The sequence below is a fragment of the Lysinibacillus sp. NPDC056220 genome, assembly GCF_049315265.1.
Taxonomy (GTDB): domain Bacteria; phylum Bacillota; class Bacilli; order Bacillales_A; family Planococcaceae; genus Lysinibacillus; species Lysinibacillus pinottii.
Map to the genome: position 1 here is coordinate 12,547 of NZ_JBMOXD010000001.1, position 24,640 is coordinate 37,186.

At 38.5% G+C, this 24,640-nt stretch carries 21 protein-coding genes and 1 pseudogene; 5 read left to right on the forward strand and 17 right to left on the reverse strand.

The window, feature by feature from the left end:
- Window positions 1–220 precede the first annotated feature (220 nt).
- Both safA and ACOZBY_RS00055 read right to left on the reverse strand, forming a co-directional pair.
- Window positions 221–829 (reverse strand): SafA/ExsA family spore coat assembly protein, encoded by a 609-nt coding sequence (gene safA / locus ACOZBY_RS00050; RefSeq protein ID WP_031418022.1) that lies wholly within the window; start codon window positions 827–829, stop codon window positions 221–223.
- A gap of 231 nt (window positions 830–1,060) precedes the next feature.
- Complete coding sequence (locus ACOZBY_RS00055; RefSeq protein ID WP_031418021.1) at window positions 1,061–1,687, reverse strand: hypothetical protein; 627 nt, start codon at window positions 1,685–1,687, stop codon at window positions 1,061–1,063.
- A gap of 169 nt (window positions 1,688–1,856) precedes the next feature.
- Between ACOZBY_RS00055 and pgeF the strand changes: the two genes are divergently transcribed.
- Window positions 1,857–2,618, forward strand: a complete 762-nt coding sequence (gene pgeF, locus ACOZBY_RS00060) for a peptidoglycan editing factor PgeF (protein WP_012293692.1) — start codon at window positions 1,857–1,859, stop codon at window positions 2,616–2,618.
- A 44-nt stretch (window positions 2,619–2,662) separates the two neighbouring features.
- Here the strand turns inward: pgeF and ACOZBY_RS00065 are convergent, their stop codons facing one another.
- The 4 genes from ACOZBY_RS00065 to ACOZBY_RS00080 all read right to left on the reverse strand — a co-directional run bounded on the left by ACOZBY_RS00065 (window position 2,663) and on the right by ACOZBY_RS00080 (window position 7,795).
- Window positions 2,663–3,775, reverse strand: a complete 1,113-nt coding sequence (locus ACOZBY_RS00065; RefSeq protein WP_012293691.1) for a Ger(x)C family spore germination protein — start codon at window positions 3,773–3,775, stop codon at window positions 2,663–2,665.
- A complete protein-coding gene (locus ACOZBY_RS00070) occupies window positions 3,772–4,851 on the reverse strand; it encodes a GerAB/ArcD/ProY family transporter (RefSeq protein WP_422761178.1) in 1,080 nt (359 codons plus the stop codon). The genes ACOZBY_RS00065 and ACOZBY_RS00070 overlap by 4 nt, the downstream gene beginning before the upstream one ends.
- Window positions 4,852–4,861: 10 nt before the next feature.
- Window positions 4,862–6,271 carry a spore germination protein gene (locus tag ACOZBY_RS00075; protein ID WP_012293689.1) on the reverse strand — a complete coding sequence of 470 codons (1,410 nt, stop codon included), beginning with the start codon at window positions 6,269–6,271 and terminating at the stop codon, window positions 4,862–4,864.
- A gap of 150 nt (window positions 6,272–6,421) precedes the next feature.
- Window positions 6,422–7,795 carry an amino acid permease gene (locus tag ACOZBY_RS00080; RefSeq protein ID WP_012293688.1) on the reverse strand — a complete coding sequence of 458 codons (1,374 nt, stop codon included), beginning with the start codon at window positions 7,793–7,795 and terminating at the stop codon, window positions 6,422–6,424.
- Window positions 7,796–8,063: 268 nt separating this feature from the next.
- On the opposite strand from ACOZBY_RS00080, the gene ACOZBY_RS00085 reads away from it, so the two are divergent.
- Window positions 8,064–9,455 carry an APC family permease gene (locus tag ACOZBY_RS00085; protein ID WP_197150491.1) on the forward strand — a complete coding sequence of 464 codons (1,392 nt, stop codon included), beginning with the start codon at window positions 8,064–8,066 and terminating at the stop codon, window positions 9,453–9,455.
- A gap of 137 nt (window positions 9,456–9,592) precedes the next feature.
- Here ACOZBY_RS00085 and ACOZBY_RS00090 read toward each other — a convergent pair whose 3' ends face one another.
- The 6 genes from ACOZBY_RS00090 to ACOZBY_RS00115 form a co-directional block, all read right to left on the reverse strand.
- Window positions 9,593–9,799 carry a hypothetical protein gene (locus ACOZBY_RS00090; protein WP_012293686.1) on the reverse strand — a complete coding sequence of 69 codons (207 nt, stop codon included), beginning with the start codon at window positions 9,797–9,799 and terminating at the stop codon, window positions 9,593–9,595.
- A 45-nt stretch (window positions 9,800–9,844) separates the two neighbouring features.
- A complete protein-coding gene (locus ACOZBY_RS00095) occupies window positions 9,845–11,359 on the reverse strand; it encodes an NCS1 family transporter (RefSeq protein WP_036162646.1) in 1,515 nt (504 codons plus the stop codon).
- Window positions 11,360–11,539: 180 nt separating this feature from the next.
- Complete coding sequence (gene preA, locus ACOZBY_RS00100; RefSeq protein WP_289449246.1) at window positions 11,540–12,802, reverse strand: NAD-dependent dihydropyrimidine dehydrogenase subunit PreA; 1,263 nt, start codon at window positions 12,800–12,802, stop codon at window positions 11,540–11,542.
- A gap of 13 nt (window positions 12,803–12,815) precedes the next feature.
- On the reverse strand, window positions 12,816–14,183 hold the full coding sequence (locus tag ACOZBY_RS00105; protein WP_031418016.1) for an NAD(P)-dependent oxidoreductase: 1,368 nt from the start codon (window positions 14,181–14,183) through the stop codon (window positions 12,816–12,818).
- 99 nt (window positions 14,184–14,282) lie between these two features.
- On the reverse strand, window positions 14,283–15,686 hold the full coding sequence (gene hydA, locus ACOZBY_RS00110; RefSeq protein WP_197223764.1) for a dihydropyrimidinase: 1,404 nt from the start codon (window positions 15,684–15,686) through the stop codon (window positions 14,283–14,285).
- 44 nt (window positions 15,687–15,730) lie between these two features.
- Complete coding sequence (locus tag ACOZBY_RS00115) at window positions 15,731–16,975, reverse strand: Zn-dependent hydrolase (protein ID WP_197223763.1); 1,245 nt, start codon at window positions 16,973–16,975, stop codon at window positions 15,731–15,733.
- Between the two features lie 140 nt (window positions 16,976–17,115).
- Between ACOZBY_RS00115 and ACOZBY_RS00120 the strand changes: the two genes are divergently transcribed.
- The 3 genes from ACOZBY_RS00120 to ACOZBY_RS00130 all read left to right on the forward strand — a co-directional run bounded on the left by ACOZBY_RS00120 (window position 17,116) and on the right by ACOZBY_RS00130 (window position 21,338).
- Window positions 17,116–18,285, forward strand: coding sequence for a PucR family transcriptional regulator (locus ACOZBY_RS00120; RefSeq protein ID WP_422761183.1), 1,170 nt, complete (start codon window positions 17,116–17,118; stop codon window positions 18,283–18,285).
- Between the two features lie 158 nt (window positions 18,286–18,443).
- Window positions 18,444–19,805, forward strand: a complete 1,362-nt coding sequence (locus ACOZBY_RS00125) for an aspartate aminotransferase family protein (protein WP_036161186.1) — start codon at window positions 18,444–18,446, stop codon at window positions 19,803–19,805.
- Window positions 19,806–19,817: 12 nt separating this feature from the next.
- Window positions 19,818–21,338 (forward strand): CoA-acylating methylmalonate-semialdehyde dehydrogenase, encoded by a 1,521-nt coding sequence (locus ACOZBY_RS00130; protein ID WP_422761185.1) that lies wholly within the window; start codon window positions 19,818–19,820, stop codon window positions 21,336–21,338.
- A 96-nt stretch (window positions 21,339–21,434) separates the two neighbouring features.
- Here the strand turns inward: ACOZBY_RS00130 and ACOZBY_RS00135 are convergent, their stop codons facing one another.
- From ACOZBY_RS00135 to ACOZBY_RS00155, 5 genes and pseudogenes are all read right to left on the reverse strand, one after another.
- Entirely contained in the window at window positions 21,435–21,767 is a 333-nt protein-coding gene (locus tag ACOZBY_RS00135) for a DUF378 domain-containing protein (RefSeq protein ID WP_031418010.1), read from the reverse strand.
- Window positions 21,768–21,954: 187 nt separating this feature from the next.
- Complete coding sequence (locus ACOZBY_RS00140; RefSeq protein WP_422761187.1) at window positions 21,955–22,446, reverse strand: methylated-DNA--[protein]-cysteine S-methyltransferase; 492 nt, start codon at window positions 22,444–22,446, stop codon at window positions 21,955–21,957.
- Window positions 22,433–23,347, reverse strand: coding sequence for a DNA-3-methyladenine glycosylase family protein (locus ACOZBY_RS00145; protein WP_099806173.1), 915 nt, complete (start codon window positions 23,345–23,347; stop codon window positions 22,433–22,435). Before ACOZBY_RS00145 ends, ACOZBY_RS00140 begins: the two co-directional genes overlap by 14 nt.
- 12 nt (window positions 23,348–23,359) lie before the next feature.
- Complete coding sequence (locus ACOZBY_RS00150) at window positions 23,360–23,914, reverse strand: bifunctional transcriptional activator/DNA repair enzyme AdaA (RefSeq protein ID WP_422761189.1); 555 nt, start codon at window positions 23,912–23,914, stop codon at window positions 23,360–23,362.
- Window positions 23,915–23,939: 25 nt separating this feature from the next.
- Window positions 23,940–24,631, reverse strand: a pseudogene (locus ACOZBY_RS00155) (isocitrate lyase/PEP mutase family protein).
- Between the last annotated feature and the right edge of the window lie 9 nt (window positions 24,632–24,640).

Below are 24,640 nucleotides of genomic sequence, written 5' to 3' on the forward strand. Positions count from 1 at the left end.
AAAATTATTAATTTGATTCGACTTTTTTAATTGTTGCTGTAGTATACTCATAACTTTTACTCTATTGTCGATTTTATTATTCAGAGTAGGTACGTTCTAAATAGTTCTTCACTCTGATATATGTTAATAATGCATTGCTTTTATACTAGCTTCTAGGAGCAATCAATTGTGAAGTAACAAAAAACTGCCCAAAATCCGTCTGATTTGGGCAGTTCTTCTTTTATTTTTGTATAAACATTTGCGTCCAGTAGTTGCCATCCGCTACATACCCTATACCGATATGTGTATAGTTTTTGCTGAGAATATTAGCACGGTGACCTTCACTGTTCATCCATGCTGTAACGACTTCCTGTGCCGAGCGTTGACCCTTGGCGATATTTTCACCAGCTGATTGATAAGAAATACCGAAGTTTTTCATCATCGTAAATGGCGTACCATACGTTGGGCTTGTATGGTCAAAATAATTTTTATCATGCATATCCTGCGACTTGTATTTAGCTACTCTTGATAACTCCCAATCGTCTTGTAATGCCGAAAGACCTGCTTTCGCACGTTCTGCATTAACCCGTTTAACGACCTCTTGTTCAACGCTTGCTTGTTCCTTTACAGGGACCATTATTTTTTGACCAGGATAAATTTGATTTGGATTGGCAAGTTGTGGGTTTGCATCAATTAATTCTTGTACTCCTGTTTCCGTTTTCAAAGCGATTTTCCAAAGAGTGTCACCAGATGAGACTGTATAGGATTCAGCCGCCATTGCCCCCACTGGTAGTAATAATGAAGCTGCAATAACTGAAGCAAGTGCTGCTTTTTTTATTTTTTTCAACATGTCTATCATCCTTCCTGTTTGCTCTTCTAATATCGTAAATAGTTTCAGAGCAATAATCATCACAAAATATTTGGAAGGATTTTTACAAATACATGACAGATGAACTACAAAATTTGACGAATCCCTTTTTAACAACCTTTATGAAGATGCACCTTGTCATCAAGTTGCAATATCATTGTAATCAACAAATATTACCAATTATATAAACCACCAATAGTTACCTAATAATCACTACTTCGTCGATAATTTCCTCTTCATTTTGTAAATTAGTAAAATATAGAGACAGTCATAAAAAAGAGTAGCCATAGAAATAATGGTCATGAACGGTGTACGGAAATAGAGATAAAAGCCAATCGCAGCAAACAAAGTTCCAATCATCTTACAGACTGCAATGCCCATAGATTGACCATCTAAATTCCCTCTTCGTAATAATAATCCGATAAATAACCCAGACATCATGAGATTTTGCAAAAATGCTGCATACTTCCCTTCATAATCCTGAAATTGATGAATAATCCCAAAAATCATCAACATGCTGAACATTAAAGTGACTAAAAAAGAGGCATACAATAATTTTTTAGAGAGAATTCTTCGATATTCGGGTGGCGCAAATCGTAAAAATTGCATCAGTATCACGACATCTAAAACGAGCCATGTGAGCGTAATCAATCGTTGAAGGTCATTTTGTGGGTAAAGAAATGTAAAGATAAATTCCCATGCAATATTGGCACAAATAGCAACCATAGGCATACCGTATTTTTTATCCTTCCATCCTTTATAAATAACTAAAATATATGTAATGATCCAGAAAAGACCCATGCCTAATTGACAAATTAATAAAATATCTAGTTGAGGCATCTTTTTATTCTCTCCTTCCACATAGGATTCCCCATACTATATGTGAAGAAATCTATTCATTATGTCTAAAAGTTCGCTAGTAGGGTAAGGGAAAGTAGTAACAAATATTCAAGGGAGTGGAACCTATACATTCATAGTGGAATCTTATATAGTAAAGCGGGGTGATTGAATGAAATCAAAAATATATGTAGATAATGATCAATTTATCGCTGGAACTACCTTAAAGGATCCAATGGAATTAGAGCATAATAATATGGCTTTGCATACTTGCGATAATATCCATGATGTCATTGACAATCGTCAACAATTAGCCACAACTTTGAACTGCAATCTGCAAGATTTTATTTGTACGGAGCAAACACATAGCGCCAACTTTCATCGAGTAACATTTGCCGATAAAGGACGTGGCGCTGAGCAAATGGATACAGCAGTGAAAAACACGGATGCTCTTTATACGTTTGAGCCTAATTTATTATTATGCAGTTTTACAGCCGATTGCGTTCCTGTGATTTTTTATAATGCTGTCAATGGTTTAGTGGGCGTCATTCATTCAGGCTGGCAAGGTACTACCAAAGAAATTACACCTAAACTGTTCCAGCATTTGTTGGAACAAGAACAATGCCGACCTGAGGATTTTCACGTTCAAATCGGTATGGCTTTAAGCCAGCAAAAATTCGAGGTAGATGCTGATGTGTATGAGAAGTTCCGCAGTCTTGGTTATGCAGACGATTTTATGTATTTTAATGCAGCAACGCAGAAATATCATATTGATAATCAAAAAACTGTGAAAAAGCAATGTGAACTTGCTGGTATTCCATCTGAGCAAATCCAAGTTGATGCCACTTGTACATTCCTTAGCCCTGATGGCTTCTCCTATCGTCAGGACAAACAGGCAGGCAGACATTTAAGCTTTATTATGCGAAAATCTTAAACAAACGAAAAGGACAATCCACTTCACCATAAGGATTGTCCTGCTTATTTTAACGTACCAGTACTAATAATCGACGTCTCAACATGTACCTCTGTTTGTAATTTGCTAATGACTTCCCTCGTTTTTTTGGTCGTCCACTTGCCATGATAGTACATTCTAAATTTTTCACTTAGCCCACTAGGATCGACATCCATATTTTTTAGTTTATCTAAAAACTTGGTAATATCCTCTTCTAGCTGCTTATTTACATCCTTCTCTAACCGACTAATGCTTTCAATCGTATTCAACTCGTATTCTCTCGACCCTTTGTATTCGCTTAACGTTCCTTTAATCTTTAGGCGAATGATGAGCTTTGGTGAGTCAACATTCTTATTACTTTGCATTTTAATAGAGCTCTCAATTAAATCAATCATCAATTTTTCCTCCCCATATCCCTCATGTAGATCTAAATGGAGAGGTGCGAGACTTTTTCTTCCTAGTAATGCTTGAACAATCAACGCTTCCTCAGGCTTAATCACTTCATGCATATGGTTCCCCTTAAAAACAGCAACACCTTTAATTTCAATTTTATCATCGCGTTTTTCAAGATATGGGATGATTGTATCCGTCACAGGATTCGTTATTGTATACATAAAATCATGAATATTCGTATTCGGATTAAATGCTGTATTTATACTGGGTTCCAATAAATCATTAATGTAAATATTAATGTTTGGTTTATCCGGGTAATTTCCCTTTATAATGGCTTCTGCTTTGTCCTTCACAATAGCAATGAGGACTTTATTGCCCACCTCAGCATTCCTGTATAGATGCTGAATGACATTTTGTATCTCACCTTTTCGTGCAAAATCTTCATTAACCAGCACAACTCGTAATTGGTTAAAGACAATTTTTTTATCCGAAAGCTTTTCGATTTCTACGATGCCATTCGATACAAGATCTGTAGACACCGAAAAAATTTGTGTTTTTTGTTGTGCCTCTGGGGAATATTGAGGAATAGCGACCGTTAATTTCATTTGATCTTCATCCATATAGTCGAAAGCCATTATCCCAACCATACCAATATCCTCTAAAGGTACCTTCAACTCTTTTCTTGAACAACCAGCTAATAATAATAAAAGCGCAAGTGTGATGCTTAGTAGAAGCTTTCTATTCATTGTTGCACCTTCTTTTTTCGAACTATATAAATCATGCTTAAGAAGATTGGCCAAATAATTAGCATATACCCAATATAATTACTTGCTGTAAAAAGTTTCTCTTGGAATTCTCGAGAAAATGGCATTCTAATAATCAAAAAAATGATAGCGGCAATCACATATAATTGATAACTATTTTTCTTTTTAAACAACGTATCCACGCCTAATTTGGCACACCACACATAGGCAGTGGCCGTGGATAATATAAAAAATACCCATAACGTTATACCAATAATATCGATTCGTTCCACAAAGGTAAGTTCGCCGGCTTTAAATAAATTTAAAACGGAAAACTCTACGTTTTTCAACTGCCATTCAGAATAATAGATGACGCTTACTACTGTCGTGAAAAAACAAAGGAGAATACTAATCCAAATACCAATCAATGAATGACGAAAGGCTTTTTTTTGATCGATTATATATGGAAAGTAAAACATAATTAATTCATAGCCAAGGACTGATAAATACCCTTCTTTAAATGCATTAAAGAAATCTAGCCCACTAAAATTGAATAAAGGGAGTAAATGACTTACCTCCCCTTTTTCAATAGCCCACTGTGTAAAATAGAACATGCCGATTGTAATAAAAAAACTTATCATGCAAAATCTGGCAATAGATTTGATACCACCACTTACAATATATATCAGCAACAGTAAGAAACACAGCACAGGCAATGTGATGGTTTGCTCTTGTAACGCTGTACTTTGTATGAGATGCATATAGTTGCTAATAATTCCTGCACTAAAGATAATAAATTGAATGACAAACAAGAGATTAAGGCTTTTCCCTAAGACTTTCCCGAAAAGAATTTCATTGATACGAAATAAATGTTCATTCGGGTATTTAGAGCAAAGCCAAATCATCGGCCAAAGAGTTAAGGTAGCGATAATACCGAATAATACGGGCATAAACCACTCGGTATAGCCCATAGCACTTAATTTTTGTGGCAATGATAGTATGCCGGTCCCTACCATAATGCTCTGGGCCAAAAAAATGACGTGATAGCGATTTAACATCTTTACGTTAGCTGCGCTCAAGTCTTTTACCTCATTTCTCCTCTGTCGTTTTTTTCTGAGCCCTTGAAATGCCGGATTTTTTCGTTAAATAGTTGATAGGAAATCTGATGACATTATCTAACAAATCGGTTGGATTTCTCGGTATACCTGGCGTCATATAATGAGTTCCTAATGATTTTAAACTTAGTAAATGATGAATTAACCAAGCAAAGGCAAGCATTTGCCCAAATAGACCAAATAACCCAGCCGATAAAATGAAAATATATCGCACAAATCGGCTAGCATTACTCATCAAGAAAATCGGTGGTAGGAAAGATAATAGTGCAGAAGTGGCCACCAACACAATAAGAATATTACTAAGTAGCCCTGCCTGCACAGCCGCAGTCCCTATGACAATACCGCCTACGATACCGATTGTTTGTCCGACTTTGGCAGGCATTCGAGAACCGGCTTCCCGTAATACCTCTACAATAAGTTCGATAAATAACACTTCAATGAGAGGTGGAAAAGGAACTTTACTTCTTGATTCTTGAAGATTTAATAAAAGCTCATATGGCAATATTTCTGGATGGAAGGTTAAGGCAGAAATATACATGGGCGTAATCATAATCGTTAAGAAAAAACCAAAGAAGCGTAGCATTCTAAGTAAAGAGGCTGTTGTCCATCGGTTATAATAATCCTCAATCGACACGAACATTTCAAAAAAAGAGGTCGGACAGACAATTGCTAATTGGCTATTATCCATAAACATGACAATTCGGCCGTCAATAAGGTAGCGACAAATACTATCGGGGCGTACCGTCATATAATATTGAGGAAATGGTGATAATGGATTATCCTCAATTAATTGCTTCAACACCGATATATCCGTAAATAAAGGAAATACCACCTGATCAATACGATTTCTAAGATCATCCAAGTTTTTATGATTCACAATATTGTCCATATACATAATGGAAATTTTAATATTAGCCTCTGAACCAACAATACGATTTTCATTTTTTAGCTGAGCACTTTGAATTCGTCTTCTCACTAGAGAAATGTTGGTCTCCAAAGATTCTGTAAATGCATCCTGAGGCCCTATAACGGTTGATTCCGTTTCAGTATTCGTAATGGCCCTTGTAGGAGCACTATACGTATCCATACTTAATAGCGCATTGGTTTCATGAAAAAACAGCAGTGTTTGCCCAGAATTCAGTTTTTTGATAACTTCTTGTATGTCCTTAGGGTCCACATATTGAGCCATTTGATGAATTTGTTTCATATTATTGGTTAACGGAATAGATACCATTGTTTGTAAGGTCATTTTTTCTATAAGAGAGGAAAAATAGATAAGGGTAACATCCCCTTCTTCTGTAGCAATCATATTTAGTTTTACATCATCTACATCATTAATTTCCTTCTTTAATTTAGCAACAAGCTGTTCAGGCATTTCGTTCATTCCGTTCAACCCCTTTTATTCCGACGAATACCAGTTCACATAGAGTTTTTTATAGTTTGGCACGTTTACGAACATTTATGTAAAAAATATGCTAGCAAAAATAGACAAAAAAAAGATGCTCCTCTTATTTTAAGAGAAACATCTTTTTTGCTATTTACCTTGATCTGTACTGTATCGATTTTTGCCAATACCAAATGCATAATAACTAATTGTTACTATTATTAAAAAAATAATTCCTACAATTAGAGAAATACGCGTATCGTCATTAATCCACATGCCAACCAGTACCATGATTAAAAAGATAATCGTTAAGTAATTCGTAATAGGCGCTAATGGCATTTTGAAAGGGTGATTCGCTAATTGTTCACCTTTCACTTTTCTAAATTTCATTTGACTAATTAATATAATAAACCATGGTATCATACCGGGTAAAACACTTGCACTATACACATAGACGAATAAATTCTGTGGTGCAATATAGCTTAAAATGACACCAACCACTAAACCAATTAACACGCCAGCTGTACCAAATAAAGGTACTCCATTTTTGGAAAGCTTCGCGAAAAATTTAGGTGCTTGTCCATTCATCGCAAGAGTATATAACATACGTCCTGCACTATAAATACCACTATTACAGCCAGACATAGCAGCTGTAATAACGACAAAATTAATAATACCTGCCGCCGCAGTAATACCTACCTTGGCAAATGTCGCAACAAAAGGACTACCGATCGTACCCAATTCATCCCACGGATACACTGTCACAATGACAAAGATGGCTCCGATATAGAAAATTAAAATACGCCAAATAATACTTTGAATGGCATTCGTAATTGTCTTTTGTGGATTTTTTGCTTCCCCTGCTGTAATCCCAATAAGCTCTACCCCTTGATATGCTGCGACTACTAACGATAATGCAAAGAAGAAGCCTGTCCAGCCGCCAGTAAAGAAGCCACCATGACTCCATAGATTCGATAAGCCAATCGCAATACCATCATTACCAAAGCCAAAGAAAATCAGGCCAACGCCTGCTACAATCATTAAAATAATCGTTACGATTTTAATCATGGCGAACCAAAATTCAAATTCACCAAAAGATTTAACCGAGATAAAGTTTGCCACACCTAATATGATCATCGCAATGAGACCCGGTATCCATGCTGGTAAATCAGGATACCAATACTGCATATATGTTCCCACAGCTATAATTTCTGACATACCAACAATTACCCATTGGAACCAGTTGCTCCATGCCGTTAAATAGCCTGCTAGAGGGTGTATATATTTATAGCCAAATGTTGCAAAAGAGCCTGTACTTGGCTCCATATAAAGCATCTCACCCATTGCTCTCATAATGAAAAATATAAAAATACCTGCAATTCCATAGGCAAGGAGTACAGAAGGTCCTGTCCATTGAATGGCACTTGCCGAACCCATAAATAAGCCCACACCAATCGTACCGCCAAGCGCGATCATTTGGATGTGACGTGCCTCTAATCCTCTTTGTAATTCTTTGTTGGCCACTCCATAACGCCTCTTTTCCTGTTGTTCTATCTACGTTGAATATACTTTAAAATCATAATCAATTTTTCTTAAAAAGACAATTGTATTTTTAGGAAAAACAAAAAATAATGTTTTTTTGATAGATTTGGCATACTGAACAGCTTCCAATATCCCTATTCTAAAATTTCTAAATATTTTAGTTTTTTCGCTTTATTTCGGCAAAAAGATTGACCCAATTATCAAAAAAGTATAATATTTTCACATATTTCTAAGAAAAAGAGGAGTAACTGTGAGTAAACTATTATTTAGAAAAAAGGAAATCGAGGAACTATTACAAAACGAAGGGACTATTCAACTAAAGAAAACGTTAGGTGCCTTTGATCTTCTATTATTAGGAGTTGGTGCCATCGTGGGCACGGGTATTTTCATCTTGCCCGGAACGGTGGCAGCAACGCATGCGGGACCTGGGATCGTTTTTTCCTTTATTATTGCCGCCATTGTTTGTGCTTTTGCAGGCATGTGTTATTCCGAATTTGCATCAAGTGTCCCCGTAACTGGAAGCGCCTATACGTATGGCTATATTGTCTTTGGCGAAATTGTCGCGTGGTTAGTAGGATGGGCTTTGCTTTTGGAATATGGATTGGCTGTAGCTGCTGTTGCGACAGGATGGTCATCTTACTTAAACTCACTTCTTGCCGGCTTTCATATCGTTCTACCTCAAGCAATTTCAGGAGCCTTTAATCCTGCTGCTGGCACATATATAAATGTACCAGCAATCTTTATTATTTTTGCTACGGCATTTTTATTAACGCTTGGTATTAAAGAATCCACTCGATTCAATTCCTGGATGGTTTTCTTGAAGGTAGCTGTCATCTTACTATTTATTGGCGTAGGGGTATTTTATGTAAAGCCTACTAATTGGGAGCCCTTTCTACCATTTGGCATAAGCGGCGTCTTCAGTGGGGCGGCACTTGTATTTTTTGCTTATTTAGGTTTTGATGCGGTATCTTCGGCTGCTGAGGAAGTAAAAAATCCCCAACGGAACATGCCCATTGGCATTATCGGCTCTTTACTCATTTGTACCGTGCTTTATGTTGCCGTATCAATGGTATTAACGGGGATTGTTCCCTATCATGCCTTAAATGTAAGTGACCCCGTTAGCTATGTGATGCAGCTTGTCCACCAAGATTGGATTGCGGGAATTATCTCCCTTGGTGCCGTAGTAGGAATGATGACCGTTATATTAGTTATGTCTTATGGAGGAACGCGACTCTTATATGCCTTAGGCCGTGATGGTTTACTGCCCAAAAGCATGGCTGAGCTAAGTCCCAAATTTAAAACTCCTGTCAAAAACACATGGATATTTGCATTACTAGTAGCTTTTTGTGCAGGTTTTGTGCCACTTTCTAAGCTTGCTGAATTAGTCAATATGGGTACATTAGTGGCGTTTACCATTGTATCCATCGGTGTGGTGTATTTACGAAAAAATAAAAATATTCCTTCTGGAGGCTTTAAAGTACCATTTTTCCCAGTACTACCGATTTTATCATTTTTATTATGTCTCTTTTTAATTTCACAGCTTTCTATTCTTACATGGATTGCATGTGGTATTTGGTTCATCATCGGCTTGATTGTTTATTTGGCTTATGGTCGAAAGAATAGCGAAATGAATAAACGATAAAAAAAAGGTGTCTCTTACAAATTCTTAGAGACACCTTTTTGCCTTCCCATAAAGGCTTACTGTTGTTGCATAGCAAACCCGCAAACATAAAAACCTCTATTCCACCATCGGCCAATGAAATAGAGGCTACTTTGTTATTATAAAAGGGTTTGTTCCTGTAATTTTGCTGTGAAATACTTTCGTGCATCTGCCGTTAGAATTTGTAGTAATGTCACTTCTTCCTGACGAGCGAATTCTACAAACATCCCACTTAAATTTTCGTAGACATATTTGATTTTAAAGCCACTATCTAAATAATGATCTACTTTTTCGATTTCCTCTGTGCTTTGTTGGAATTCAGACATGCCATCACCTCACCTTCTTTTGAAAATGTCTTGATGTAGTCTCACTTATTCGGCACCTTTTATTTCTAACAGAGGGTCTGGTTGCTCCACAAGCTCTTCTTCCTCTTGGTCTGTCAACGCAGGGACTTGTTGACCAAATAGTTCATCCAAATTATGTCCGACCGTAATACCTAAATACTTCGCATCACTTGGATCTTCTAGCTCAGCTTGAGGATACTTTTTAAACCACCAATACTTTGCTAACACATAATAGACAATTGCACCTACAAAAAACCCTACTAAAGAAGAATAAGCGGAAAAAATATTGGCAACGGCACCACCGATTACCCAGGCCACTAACCCAGCGAAATTAAAACCTTTATAGTATTTAAATTGCCCATCTAATTCATACAGTTCTTTGACATGTACACGTCGTTTGCGAATGAGATAATAATCCGCAAATAAAATCCCTACAATCGCTGTTAATATTCCACCTATAATCAATAGAACATTGACCATCACATTAAATAAACTCCAGGGCTGTGCAAGAATACCAATAATCCCCGCAATAACAACCCCTACCCAAAACGGTACTTTTGGACCACCAATATTCGAGAAAATAGTAGCAGCCGGCACAACATTAGCAGATGTATTCGTTGACCATTGTGCCAACACAATCATCAGCAAAAGGATACCTAAAATAAAACCACTTGCACTTTGTTGTAAAGCATTGATGGGATCAGCAGATGCTACTGCCATATAACAAACTGCACCAATTGTAACAATAAATGTGTTCGTTATTGGCATAACAATCAAGGAGCCTACAAGCTGTGTTTTATTCCGCTTGAACCAATTCCGTTCATTTTTAGGTGCTTTAAAAAAACGAGATAATGATGGCATATCTGCTGCCAGCGTTGACCAAAAGCCCATGTTTGCCATGACCACTACCATAAAAGCTGTAAAGGCGGCAAAGCCCGTTGTTGGCGTTTCCACCCACGTCCAAATATTTTTCCCTTGTGATGTGGCATGATCCGCCAATGTGTAATACATCCAGCAAGAAATCAAAATAATGACAGGCGCTGCTAAATCAGCGAAGCGCTCAATAGACTTAATGCCTAATGAGGTATTAAAGAGTTGAAGCGCCGCAAATACAAGGAAACAAATAAACCAATTATCAAAATCAAACAATAAATTTAAAATGCCGTTTATGGCTAATGCTCCAAAATACGTATTAAGACCAAACCAACATGCGGCTGTTATGCCCCTTACAAGTGAAGGAATATGAGTTCCAAATGTGCCGAATGGTGCACGCATATAAACAGGGAATGATAATCCATGCTCAATACCTATATCACCAATTAACGTCATAAAGATACCGATCAAACAGGAACCTACCAACGTAGCTAAAATAACCATTGGTAAGGATAAATTGGTAATTGCTGAACCGCCGATTGCAAAAGCCGCTAAAACAATCGCCATTCCTATCCAAATCACCGCAAAACCAAATGTTCCAATATTTCTTTGTTGATGTGTCACTGGAAGTAAATCTGGGGATTTTAAATAATTCCCGTCACGTTCCATAAAGTTTCTCTCCTTTTTTTTAATTTCCGTGACAACTACTTGAAGTTTTTCCTTCCTCCATCGCCAATTAATGAAGGAAGGTGGAATTTCGATTTTCTTCATTATCTTCATTCAGTTGGTGTTCGAAAGGCTAGAGCTTCCCCCTATAAATGTCTACTACTGAATAAAGATGAAAAGTCTTTATTTTGAGAGACTACTAATGAGCGTTTGGCGTTCATTCCATGTCATTGGTGGAACGGTTGATTTTCGTTCAACCATAGAAATTGCACCATCCACTGGACAAACAATAGAGCATAAATTACAACCTACACAGTCTTCTTCACGAACCTTTAGCAATGGACGTCCATTTTCAGTATAAAGGTCAATACATTGATGTGATGTATCCTCGCAAGCAATATGACACTTGTTACAATTTATACAAACATCATTATTAATTTCTGCGACAATTTTATAATTTAAGTCTAAATCACCCCAGTTTGAATATCTTGAAACGGAGCGACCTACTAAATCCATGACGGAAGCTAAACCTTTATCGTCTAAATAATTGTTCAACCCATCAATCATATCCTCCACAATACTAAAGCCATGGTGCATCGCTGCTGTACAAACTTGAACGCCTGTAGCACCCATTAAAATAAATTCTGCGGCATCCTGCCAATTAGAAATTCCGCCAATGCCCGAAATCGGTACATTGACTAATGGATTGCGAGCACATTCTGCCACCATATTAAGGGCAATTGGCTTTACAGCTGGGCCACAATAGCCACCATGTGCTCCTTTACCAGCAACATGAGGAACTGTATTCCAAGTATCTAAATCTACACCTGCTAAACTATTTATCGTGTTTATCATACTTACGGCATCTGCTCCACCTCTAGTAGCCGCCTCTGCCGTAACTGTAATATCCGTAATATTTGGTGTTAATTTCACAATGACCGGTGTACGTGCTACTTCCTTTACCCAGTATGTTTGCTTTTCCACCAGTTCAGGGACTTGACCAGAGGCAGAGCCCATCCCTCGCTCTGCCATCCCATGTGGACAACCAAAGTTAAGCTCAAGACCATCAACCCCCACATCTTCTACACGTTTTACGATTTCATGCCACTTTTCTTGCTTTGGCTCCACCATTAAAGAGGCTATAATCGCGTGATGAGGAAATTTCTTTTTTGTCTCATATATTTCTTGTAAATTCACTTCTAACGGTCGATCCGTAATCAATTCAATATTATTGAAGCCCGCTACACGTTGACCGTTATAGCTAACAGCCGCAAAACGTGAAGATACATTTAAAATGGGCTCCCCCAATGTTTTCCACACGGCACCACCCCAACCAGCTTCAAATGCGCGTTGTACTTGATAACCTGAATTCGTAGGTGGTGCGGATGCCAACCAAAATGGATTCGGCGATTGGATGCCTGCTAAGTTAATGCGTAAGTCTGCCATGTAAGTTCCCCCCTTATGCAATCTCACTTGGTTTTCTTAAACGTTCATGAATCTTGTATGCTGCATCTTTTCCTTGCTGTACAGCAGTCACCACCATCGCCTCTCCCTGTCCATTGCCAAAGACAACGTCTCCACATGCAAATACTTTGTCATTAGACGTTTGCATCGTTGTCTCATTTATATCAACAACCCCATTTGTATGCGCTAAACCGAATGCTTCAATTAATGAAACAAAACGGGTTTGCCCAATAGCTTTAATAACAGCATCCACTTCAAGGATAAAATTAGAGCCCTGCACTTCCTCTGGTCTTTGTCGACCATCAGGTCCTGGCTCCCCAAGCTTCATTTTCACGCATTCAATGCCTGTCACCCTACCAGCCTCATTACCAATAATTTTCTTTGGTGCTGTGAGCCATTTAAATTCCACACCATCCTGCTTAGCAAATTCATACTCAAATTTATAGGCAGTCATTTCCTTTTGCGTTCTTCGATAAAGTATTTGGACATTGTCTGCACCTAAACGCACCGCACTTGTAGCACCGTCAATGGCTGTATTTCCTGCACCAATAACAGCTACACGTTTTCCTACGATATCATTTGTAAGCGGTCCCATTTTTGTTTTTCTGACAAACTCAATAGCATCGTGGACACCCTCTAAATCTTCACCCTCAATGCCTAGATTTGGAACAGCCCCCATACCAACAGCTAAAATAACATGGTCATATTCTGCCAAAATTTCATCCGCAGTAATGTCGACACCAACCGTCGTATTTGTTTGAATATCCACTCCAAGCTGTTCTATTTGCTCCACTTCCCAATCTACAACATCGTTTGGTAATCGGAAAGCTACAATCCCATAACTCCCTAAGCCGCCTGCCTTCGCTTCGGTCTCATAGATGGTTACTTGATAACCGAAACGGCTGAGTTCTCTGGCTGCCGATAAACCAGCAGGGCCTGCTCCAATAATGGCTACCTTCTGTCCATTACTTTGCCCCTGTTTAAATAGCTGGACATTCGTATCCATTGCCCAATCTGTTGCATACCGCTGTAACTCCCCAATTTTGATTGGCTTTGTTGAAGAGTTTAAAACACACGCTCCTTCGCATAGTTCTTCTGTTGGACAAACCCTTGCACAGCTAGCACCAATAGGATTTGCTTCTAATATAGTCGTAGCAGAACCCTTCATATTACCAGATGCGATTTTTTTTATAAAATTTGGGATTTGAATACTTGTCGGACACGCTTTAATACATGGTGCGTCATAGCAATAGAGACAACGATTGGCTTCCTCAATAGCCTCATTCTTTGTCATCTTGTTTTTTAATTCCACAAAATTACGTTTTAGCTGTACGGTCATCGCATTTTCTTGAATCGGAACCATTCCACATCCCCCTCATGTGTTCATTTTTTCCGTGCACCCAATTACTAGACCGATTGTTTTGTTCTCCAGCCAAAACAATCGGTTCTAAACGGAAGGAAGCTAGATCTTCAAGGCTTCCGCAGCTACTGCTTTTAATGGACGTTTAATATATTGTCCGCTACCTAGTACACCAACAAATTCTTTATTTTTAATGACATACTCGCCACGTACTAGCACACTAACAGGCTCACCAGTCACTTCCCATCCCTCATATGGGTTATAGTCGACGTTCATATGGTGTGTTTTAGCCGAAATTTGGCGTTTTGCCTCTGGATCAAAAATAACAATATCTGCATCAGAGCCAATGGCGATTGTTCCCTTTTGAGGGAATAAACCAAATATTTTTGCAGCACTTGTAGAAATCATATCAACAAATTCATGAATCGTAATTCTACCTTTTGCAACACCTTCAGAATATAAAATACTGAAACGATCCTCAATGAAAGGTCCACCATTTGGGATTTTTGAGAAATCATTTAGGCCTAATTGTTTTTTCCCCTTAAAGCTAAAGGAGCATTGGTCAGAGCCAATTGTCTGAAGCTGTTTCGCCTTCAGGGCATTCCATAAATGTTCTTGATGATATTTTGGACGAAGGGGTGGTGACCAAACATACTTAGCTCCTTCAAAGCCTGGCTGTGCAAGAGCTGATTGATCGAGTGTTAAATAGGGTGGACATGTTTCACCATAGACGTCATAGCCCTTTTCACGAGCGGTAATAATTTCATCCACCGCCTCTTTACATGTTACATGCACTACATATAGCTTTGCTCCAGCAATGTGTGCTAACTCGATGGCACGTTTTGTTGCCTCTCCCTCTAATTCGGCCGGACGAGTTAAAGCATGATAAATCGGCTCCTTTTGACCTGCACGTCTTGCTTCTTCAACAAGCTCATCTATCACAGAGCCATTTTCACAATGGACCATCACCAACGCTCCAAGGTCTTTGGCAATTTTAAACGCCTTAAAGAGTGTTCGATCTGAGGCTTGGAATTCTTTAGCATAGGCCATAAAGACTTTGACAGAGGTAATTCCTTCTTGCTCTAAAATTTGAGGTAATTCGGCTTCGGTTTCAGGCGTTAAATCGCCAATCATTAAATGAAATCCATAATCAATAGCAGACTTTCCCTTGGCCTTGTCATGCCACTTTTCTATAGCTGCTGATAATTTTTCTTCACCAGCTGTTAGACAAAAATCTAAAATAGTAGTTGTCCCACCAAAAGCCGCCGCAATCGTACCAGACTTCCAATCATCATCTGTTACCGTATTATTAAATGGCATATCTAAATGTGTATGAGGATCAATCCCCCCTGGCAATACATATTTACCAGTTGCATCAATGATTTCAGCGCCATCCTCACTTAAATCCCTTCCGATTTGCACAATTTTTCCATTATCAATTAAAATATCTGCCTCAAATGCATCCGCAGCAGTAGCTACTCTTCCACCTTTAATAATTTTTTTCACTGTGCCCCTCACCCTTCATCACAAAATTCGAGAATACTTCATGTTTAATGCAATGTATAAGTTTCGCCCATACTAAATTTTGTTTGTAGCGTTAGAACCGTTTCTAGTAAAATATCTGCTCCCTTTGAACAATCCTCAAAGGTTGTTTCCTCTTCCTCACAATGACTCTTCCCCTGAATACTTGGAACAAAAATCATGGCCGACGGAACCATACTTGCCATATACTGGGCATCATGCCCTGCCCCACTAAACATGCGATGAGCAGTATAACCGAAGCTCTGGCAGGCTCTTTCTATTTCATTACAAATGGCTCCATCAAAATGTACGGTTTCTCTCCCCCACAGCTTTACTGGGTGGATATTACACCCTCCTGCGGTTTCTGGTAGCGCATTAAGAATATCCTCAACCTGTTCCATCACCTCAGGATCTTGATGACGTGAATCAATCGTAAATGTCACCCTATTAGGGATGACTGTGTGAATATTAGGAACCACGTTCATACGACCAAATGTAAACACTAATTGCTCATCAATCTTTCCTAGCTGCTCATGTAATTCAGTTATAATCGTTGATGCAACAATCATAGGGTCTTTCCGCATTGCCATTGGTGTCGTACCAGCATGATTCGATTGCCCTGTAATTGTAATTTCGTAGCAAACCATACCAAGCACACCTTCTACAACTCCAATTTCTCGTTGTTTGGCTTCTAACACTGGCCCTTGCTCAATATGCAATTCGATATAAGCGAGGGCTTCCTTCAGACGATTGCCTTGCTCTCCCTCATATCCACTCGCTTGTAACGCTTCATGGAAACGAACACCATTTTTATCTGTGGATTGTAGCATCTTTTCTTTGTCAAATTTTGAGGTGATAACCCCTGAGCTCATCATTGCTGGGTCAAAACGAGCCCCTTCTTCATTCGTGAAATTGACAATCATAAGCGGAATATCTACTTCAATTTCATTTTCCTTGATAGTTCGAATGGCCTCAATAGCTGTTAAGACGCCTAATACACCATCGAATTTTCCGCCCTTTTCCACCGAATCTAAATGAGAACCCATCACGATTGGTGGCATATCCTTTTTCCCAGGAAGAGTCGCATAAATATTTCCCATATCATCCACATGAATGTCCATACCTAAAGCTTCGCAACACTCACAAAAATAGTTTCTTGCTAATACATCCTCATCCGAAAGAGACAAACGTGTGACGCCACCCTTATCAGTAGCCCCAAATTGACTAAATTGTTCAATTAACTCTTGCAATCGTCTACTATTACATTTATACATATGCAAGTCCTCTCTTTCACAGTAGTTATTAAACATTTTAAAATAGATATAATTTGAGAGATATGGATAGAAAACTAAAAAAATATGTGCAACTGCACATCATATATGGTAAGTTATGTTCATAATTAAGGGGGGGAAATATGGGGACGATTCGTAAAATTGTGGAGGGAGTTCAATTCCCAATGCTCACATTAGTCGCTGGACATAGTGGTACGTATCGAAGAGTTACGGGTATTAATGTTGTTGAAAGCAATTATTTAATCATGTTTTGTAGACCCAATGAATTAGTCGTCACAACTGGTATTAATTTAGATGCAGACGAAGATTCATTAGAACAACTTGTGAAACAAGCCTACGCTAAAAAAGTAGCTGGTTTTATTATTAATACAGGTCCATTCATTCCTGATATTCCAGAAGCTGTCATCTCTTTTGCCAATCAAAATGATTTCCCTATTTTTCAAATGCCATGGAATTATAGAATAGCTGATCTATTAAAAACGACCTTTCAGTTTATTGCCAACCACCATCAGGAGCTATCCATCGAAGAAAAGGTTCTGTTCAATTTATTATTCCATTACAAACAAAACGCTAATGCAATGAAAGATCAACTAGCACAGCTAGGTTTTCCCCAAGGGAGAGAATTAGCCATCATTACTTGTACAACGGTCGGCACTCAAGCCTCCATCGATCGATATGAGGTCTTGGTGCAGTTCGCTTTTCAAAATCACTATCAACGCTTCTTAAAATTAAAACATAAAAACTACCTCATCTTTTTAATTGATAAAACACAGATCAATACACCGAATATACCCTTCTCAAAAATCGTTGAAGAAATCTATGAAAAAATCACGTTAAAAAATGGTTACTTGGATATTATTATTGGAAAAGGAAACTACCATAAAGAGCTTGAAAATGTCCGTAAAAGTTATGATGAATCATTAACGGTCATTCATTTAGCTCAGCTCCACAACAATCGTTTTTTATACAAATATAAGGAAATAGGTGCCTATAAAATTATTATGGCTGTGCAAAATCAATCACTCATGAAATCCTTCAGCCACGATATACTAGGTCAACTTTATCACTATGATGATGTGCACAACACAGATTATGTGCCATTTTTACGCATCTTTCTTGAGGAAAATGGCAGTACAAGTAGGATTAGTGAACGACAGTTTATTCATCGCAACACCGTTCTTTATAAAATAAAAAAAATTGAATGGCTATTAGATATGGACTTAAGTAATCCCTTTACAAAGACCAATCTATATATTGCCTTTTTAATTGAGGACGTATTAACACATCAATAGATTAAATATCCGACTTTTCTTTCATAAAATATTCCTTCTAAAACACTTAAGGCATACATATAAAGTACAAATGGGGTCGACTTTGCATTTTTGTTGTCCACATTAGACTCAAAACGTATGCATGCTCAGCCATTACCTGTATAGAAGGAGTGAGTGTAGTGACCAATGTAACAAGACCGAATTGGCAAGTCAAAGACGAACAATTTGTTTGGCACGCCATGAAGCCATATAACCCTAAAGCAACGTTGATTGTCCAATCTTCTAAGGGCGCATGGATTACCGATATAGAAGGAAAACGCTATTTAGATGCTATGGCGGGCTTATGGTGTGTAAATGTTGGCTATGGTCGAGAGGCAATTGCTAAAGTTGCCTATGATCAATTACTAGAAAATACGTATACACCGTTATCTGTCGGACATATCCCAGCTATTCAATTAAGTGAAAAGATTAGTGAGCTTTTAGGAGATGATTATGTCGTCTTTTTCTCGAACAGTGGCTCTGAAGCAAATGAAGCTGCCTTCAAAATTGCTCGACAATATCACCAACAAAAAGGACAGCTCAATCGAACGAAGATTATTTCCCGCTATCGTGCCTATCATGGTAGCTCGATGGGAGCCTTAGCGGCAACTGGACAAGCTCAGCGAAAATACAAATATGAGCCATTAGCACCTGGTTTTATCCATGTCACGCCACCTGACTCATATCGCGCCAATGAAGACCATATTCAAAGTAAGGATCCATGTGCATTGCCATCTGTGCAAGCGATCGACCATGTGATGACATGGGAAATGTCAGAGTCCATTGCTGCTGTCATCATGGAGCCTATCATAACGGGCGGCGGTGTGATCATGCCCCATGAGAATTACTTACAAGGGGTACAAGCAGTTTGTGAAAAACATGGTGCATTATTAATTGTGGATGAAGTGATTTGTGGCTTTGGGCGTACGGGTAAAGCTTTTGGTTTCCAAAACTATGGTGTCCAGCCTGATATTGTGACAATGGCAAAGGGCTTAACAAGCGCTTATATGCCACTATCTGCTACTGCTGTTCGACGTGAAATTTATGAGGCTTTTGCAGGGAATGACGATTACGATTTCTTCCGCCATGTTAACACATTTGGTGGCTCGCCAGCCGCTTGTGCCGTGGCATTGAAAAACATTGAAATTATGGAAGAGGAAAATTTATTTAACTATTCGGCTACGTTAGGTGATACTCTCCTGAAAACTTTACGAGAGGAATTAAAGGAGAACCCGTTTGTTGGGGATATTCGTGGAAAAGGACTTTTGATAGGTATAGAGCTTGTACAAGACAAAAAGAGCAAAATTCCACTAGATGTCACACTTGTTAATAAAGTCATTGCGCACTGTAAAGAACATGGGCTAATTATTGGAAAAAACGGTGTAACTGTGGCAGGTTACAATAATGTTTTAACGCTTTCTCCTCCACTAATTGTCTCCTCAGAGGAGATCGACTTCCTTGTGGAAAAATTCACTCAAGCCTTACATTCTATAAAATTGTAGGAGGACAGCTCAATGGTAACAAATACGGATATTCAAGAATTAGGCCATTTTATCAATGGACAAACTGTTTTGGGAAAAAGCGGATATTTTTCTGATGTATACAATCCAAGTACGGGTTCCGTCATTGCGCGGGTTTCTCTAGCAACACAAGATGAGGTAAAAGAAGCAATCACTGCTGCCAAAAAAGCCTTCCCAGCATGGCGCGCATTATCCGTTGGAAAACGTGCAGAAATCATGCTCAGGTTTCGCCAATTATTGACAGACAATATGGATGAGCTCATCGATATAATCTGTAAGGAAAGTGGAAAAACCAAAGAAGATGCGAAAGGTGAAATTGCACGTGGTTTAGAATCGGTTGATTTAGCCATCAATGCCCCACACTTACTAAAGGGTGAGTATTCGGTTAATGTAGGTGGTCAAATCAACGCTTATTCTTCCAAAGCTCCATTAGGCGTAGTGGCTGCCATTTCACCATTTAATTTCCCTGTTATGGTCCCACTAGCCATCACAAGTATGGCTGTAGCCGTTGGAAACTGCGTCATTTTAAAACCGTCTGAACGCGTCCCCTGTTCTGCATTATATTTATCAGAGCTATGGACAAAGGCAGGTTTACCGGATGGCGTATGGACGGTCATTAACGGTGATAAAGATGCCGTCAATGAGCTCTTATCAAACCCAAAAGTTGAAGCTGTATCCTTTGTAGGGTCGACTCCAGTTGCAGAAACTATATACGCGACGGCTTCTAAATTTGGGAAACGGGTGACTGCGCTAGGCGGTGGGAAAAATAATATGGTTGTCATGCCAGATGCGGATTTAGAGCATGTCGCAAATGCCTTTTTAGGTGCAGCCTATGGTGCGGCTTCTCAGCGTTGCATGGCTATTTCTACCATTATTCCTGTAGGAGAGGATACAGCGAATAAATTAGTCACGCTCCTGGCTGAAAAAATTGCCAAATTAAAAGTGGGGCCTTATACAGATTCCGACGTTGATTTTGGTCCAGTTATTACACAGCATTCGAAGGAAACAATTATTGGTTATATTGATCGTAGCTTAGAGGAAGGCGCAACCATCGTTTGTGATGGACGACATCCGGAAATTTCCAAGCAATCACAAGGGTTTTATCTCGGTCCTACGCTCCTCGATCATGTTAAACCAGGTATGGAAATTTATGAGCAGGAGGTTTTTGGACCAGCCCGTAATATTGTCCGTGTAGGTTCATTAGATGAAGCGATTGCCTTAATAAATGCACATGAATTGGGTAATGGCGTGACAATCTTTACGAATGATGGAGCAGCTGCTCGTAAATTCACTACTGAAATTGAAGTAGGGATGGTTGGCGTGAACGTACCTATCCCCATTCCAGTAGGCTATCATAATTTTGGTGGCTGGAAACGCTCAAGATTTGGTGAGGGGCATATGTTTGGACCCGATCAAGTACGCTTCTTTACGAAAACAAAGACCATTTCAGAGAAATGGATTGCACAGGGTGGTGACACTACATCCTCCTTTGCCTTTCCAAGCAATCAAGATTAATGAAAACTTGCGTAGTCGTTGAACAGACTACGCGAGTTTTTCCCTATTTGAAAAAAACTGACGAACCAATAATGGCCACCAGTTTTTGTCATAAGCTTACTTATTATCTTTTTTCTCCACTTTTTTCACTTCTGTTGTCTTCTTCACTTCAGTGAAATCCGCTTCTTCCCCAGCCTCCATGCCATAGCTAGGATTTCTATCGATACGTGTATAAGTATCTACGTCTTCTTCGTCTTCAAATCGCTTCACCAGAATTGGTAAGGTAATTAAACCAGCGATGCCGACTAGTGCGTAAATCCATCGCGATAAAACCGCTGTTTGGCCGCCAAACAAATAAGCCACTAAATCAAATCTAAAGAATCCAATGAGTCCCCAGTTGATTGCACCAATAATGACTAACACTAATGCGATTCTATAGAGCACGCTCATGAGTACACCTCCTTTATCATTTTTACTCCACGCTAATTTTTTTAGCAGAGAGGTGTCATAAGAAGCGATAAAATGATAAAGACTAGTCATTAAAACCGCCGTTTTGACGGTCTTATTTTTTGCAATAACCACTTTTTTATACAGGCAGAAGTGGCGAGGTGTCCAATTGGACTAAGAGCATTTAACCTTATTTAGTATTGCTCGTTAAATGATGGGATTGTTCATGTTGAAGAAGCCATTTTTTACGCCAAATCCCACCACCATATCCAGTCAAAGATCCATTAGAGCCAATAATTCGATGACATGGAACAACGATACTAATAGTATTTTTACCATTGGCACTACCAACAGCTCTCACCGCTTTTTCATTGTGAATAGCCACTGCAATATCTTTATAAGAGGCTGTTTCACCGTAGCCTATATTAGGTAATGCATGCCAAACGGCTTGTTGGAAGTCCGTTCCTTTAAAAACATAAGAAAAAGAAAATTCACGACGTTCACCGATAAAATATTCATGTATTTGCTTTAAACATTCCAGCAACACTGTAGGTGTGTCTTGTTGAGGAGCATGGATGAGCTCTTCTCGTTCTGCAAAATTAATGCCATCAATTGCTTCTGTATTTCCTTCAATTTCAATCATGCCAATCGGTGATTGATAATCTAACTTAAACCGTTTCATATAGTGACCTCCATAAGTAAAAGGTGGCATAAGCCTGCCATCCTTGCCAATGTTGCGAATAATGGAAAATTTCCTCCATTGAAGGTTTTCGTTCCAAACCTAATTGCATTTTTAGTGCATTATGTAGACCCACATCTGCTATAGGAAATGCAGATAGCTCTTGTAAAGATTTCATTAGCACATAATCGGCTGTCCAGGCCCCAATGCCTCGAATAGCCATTAAACTTTTTTTCTTGTCCTCATAATCTTTTTTTTGATGTAGCCTTTCTTTTGCCAATTGACCATTCGCTATAATTTTCGCAATATCAATGATGTACTCTGATTTTTTCTGCGTAAACTGGAGCATTCTCAATTCCTCCACCTGAATACACGCTATTTTTTCCGGTGTTGGAAATAACCAGTGATTCTCCTCTTCAAAGTGTACGTTTTCTCCAAAATGTTCAACAAATCGCTTTTTAAGTGTATAGGCAAACGTTAAATTAATTTGCTGTCCAATAATAGCCCACACAAGTGCCTCGAATAAGTCAGGTATTCCTAATAAACGTAATCCACTATATTTTTCTATCAAGGGCTGTAAAATGTTATTCTTGTTAGCCATCTGATAAAAACAAGCCAAGTCAGTATTTAAATCAAACCATTCTTTAAGATAGTGGACCACTCTTTCTCTTTCATTAACCGATGGCTGAATCATCGGAAATTCTACTTTCATTTTATAAGCTTGCTCACTTATTCTACATAAAATGAGCTGATCCTCTATCTTTAATACTTTTAAGAGGACACCTTCTTTTATTTGATGGAGAATTTCTTGATTGGATCGCTTTAAAAAAATCAAACACTCTGTAAAACTAAATTCCGCCGGAAGTTCGATTTCTAAATAATCAGTGTGATTTATCCAGTTCATAGTCTATCTCCTTCAAAGATTTCGATATTCTGTGGGCGAGCAATTTTTTAATCGTCGAAACACTTTATAAAAATTAGAGGGACTTTGAAATCCAGCTTCATAGCAAATTTCCAAACTTGTATAGTCTGTATGCTTTAATAGGTGAGCCGCCTTATCAATTCTTATTTTTTCAAGATAAGCTCGAGGAGTTTCCGCCTTCACTTGTTTAAATAGCCGTTCAAGATAAAATGGACTAATACCAACATGGTCTGCCATATCCTGCAAGGTTACCTTTTGCTTATACGCATTGATGATAAAAGACGTTACCTGTTGAATCAATTGTGTTTGCGGTGAACATTCAATTTCAGGCTGACATCGTTTACATGCTCGATAGCCTGCCGCCTCGACTTCTTGAATAGATTGAAAAAATTCAACATTCATCTTTTTGGGTTTTCTTGATTTACAGGAAGGACGGCAATAAATTTTAGTCGTTTTAACCGCCGTATAAAATAGCCCATCATAAGTTTGATCACAAGCTATAATCTTCTCCCACTTCTCCTCAAAGGATAAATTAATTGGATTGTCCACGAATAGCTCCCCTCATTTTCATAGATTATACATATAAAGAAGATGTATCTTGATTTTTTACTAATTGTGCAGCATGCTGTGTTAAATAGGCAATGATTTTATCTGAAAATGCATTGCCAAAACTATCCGCCTTACCCAGAATTCTTTTAAAGTTTGGCCATTTGTTAAGCCTGGGATAAAGATACCACTTGCTCCACTCTCTACATAAGCGATGGCTCAAGTCATCGTTTCGTGAAATGGCTGCTCTAACTGAAATACGTATCTGTTCTAGCATTCATAAAAAAATTTCGATAACTACGATTATCTAATATGGCCCTCATATTTGTGAATAAATGACAGTAATCAGTCAGACTTCTTAATTTTGCTTGATGTTTGAATGAATCTTTAATATTAATTCCGGCTACTCCGACATCTGCTGTCCTTCATACATTGTTAATAATGCTTTGTTCATCATGTCCATATCCCGCTTCAATATCCCCTGTTACTGGGATGTTTACTCGCTCTGCGATAGCTTGAATAATAGCTTAATGACGCTGATAATCAATCCGTTCACCATCTGCATAGCCAAGTAAATTCGCAATCCCCCCTGCTAGTAGTGCCAATCGCCTGAAAACCTGCTTTTTCTAATAGGAGTGCCGATAAACCATCCCAAGCGCTCCCTAAAAATAAAAGCTCCTGTAAGAAATGTAAATCATTAAAAATCTGTATTTTTGACATATAAAAAGC

What these genes read in the sequence shown, in the direction of transcription:
- safA (WP_031418022.1), bottom strand. Translation starts at nt 829, where the DNA reads ATGTTGAAAAAAATAAAAAAAGCAGCACTTGCTTCAGTTATTGCAGCT.
- ACOZBY_RS00055 (WP_031418021.1), bottom strand. Translation starts at nt 1,687, where the DNA reads ATGCCTCAACTAGATATTTTATTAATTTGTCAATTAGGCATGGGTCTT.
- pgeF (WP_012293692.1), top strand. Translation starts at nt 1,857, where the DNA reads ATGAAATCAAAAATATATGTAGATAATGATCAATTTATCGCTGGAACT.
- ACOZBY_RS00065 (WP_012293691.1), bottom strand. Translation starts at nt 3,775, where the DNA reads ATGAATAGAAAGCTTCTACTAAGCATCACACTTGCGCTTTTATTATTA.
- ACOZBY_RS00075 (WP_012293689.1), bottom strand. Translation starts at nt 6,271, where the DNA reads ATGAACGAAATGCCTGAACAGCTTGTTGCTAAATTAAAGAAGGAAATT.
- ACOZBY_RS00090 (WP_012293686.1), bottom strand. Translation starts at nt 9,799, where the DNA reads ATGTCTGAATTCCAACAAAGCACAGAGGAAATCGAAAAAGTAGATCAT.
- ACOZBY_RS00095 (WP_036162646.1), bottom strand. Translation starts at nt 11,359, where the DNA reads ATGGAACGTGACGGGAATTATTTAAAATCCCCAGATTTACTTCCAGTG.
- preA (WP_289449246.1), bottom strand. Translation starts at nt 12,802, where the DNA reads ATGGCAGACTTACGCATTAACTTAGCAGGCATCCAATCGCCGAATCCA.
- ACOZBY_RS00105 (WP_031418016.1), bottom strand. Translation starts at nt 14,183, where the DNA reads ATGGTTCCGATTCAAGAAAATGCGATGACCGTACAGCTAAAACGTAAT.
- ACOZBY_RS00115 (WP_197223763.1), bottom strand. Translation starts at nt 16,975, where the DNA reads ATGTATAAATGTAATAGTAGACGATTGCAAGAGTTAATTGAACAATTT.
- ACOZBY_RS00120 (WP_422761183.1), top strand. Translation starts at nt 17,116, where the DNA reads ATGGGGACGATTCGTAAAATTGTGGAGGGAGTTCAATTCCCAATGCTC.
- ACOZBY_RS00130 (WP_422761185.1), top strand. Translation starts at nt 19,818, where the DNA reads ATGGTAACAAATACGGATATTCAAGAATTAGGCCATTTTATCAATGGA.
- ACOZBY_RS00135 (WP_031418010.1), bottom strand. Translation starts at nt 21,767, where the DNA reads ATGAGCGTGCTCTATAGAATCGCATTAGTGTTAGTCATTATTGGTGCA.
- ACOZBY_RS00140 (WP_422761187.1), bottom strand. Translation starts at nt 22,446, where the DNA reads ATGAAACGGTTTAAGTTAGATTATCAATCACCGATTGGCATGATTGAA.
- ACOZBY_RS00145 (WP_099806173.1), bottom strand. Translation starts at nt 23,347, where the DNA reads ATGAACTGGATAAATCACACTGATTATTTAGAAATCGAACTTCCGGCG.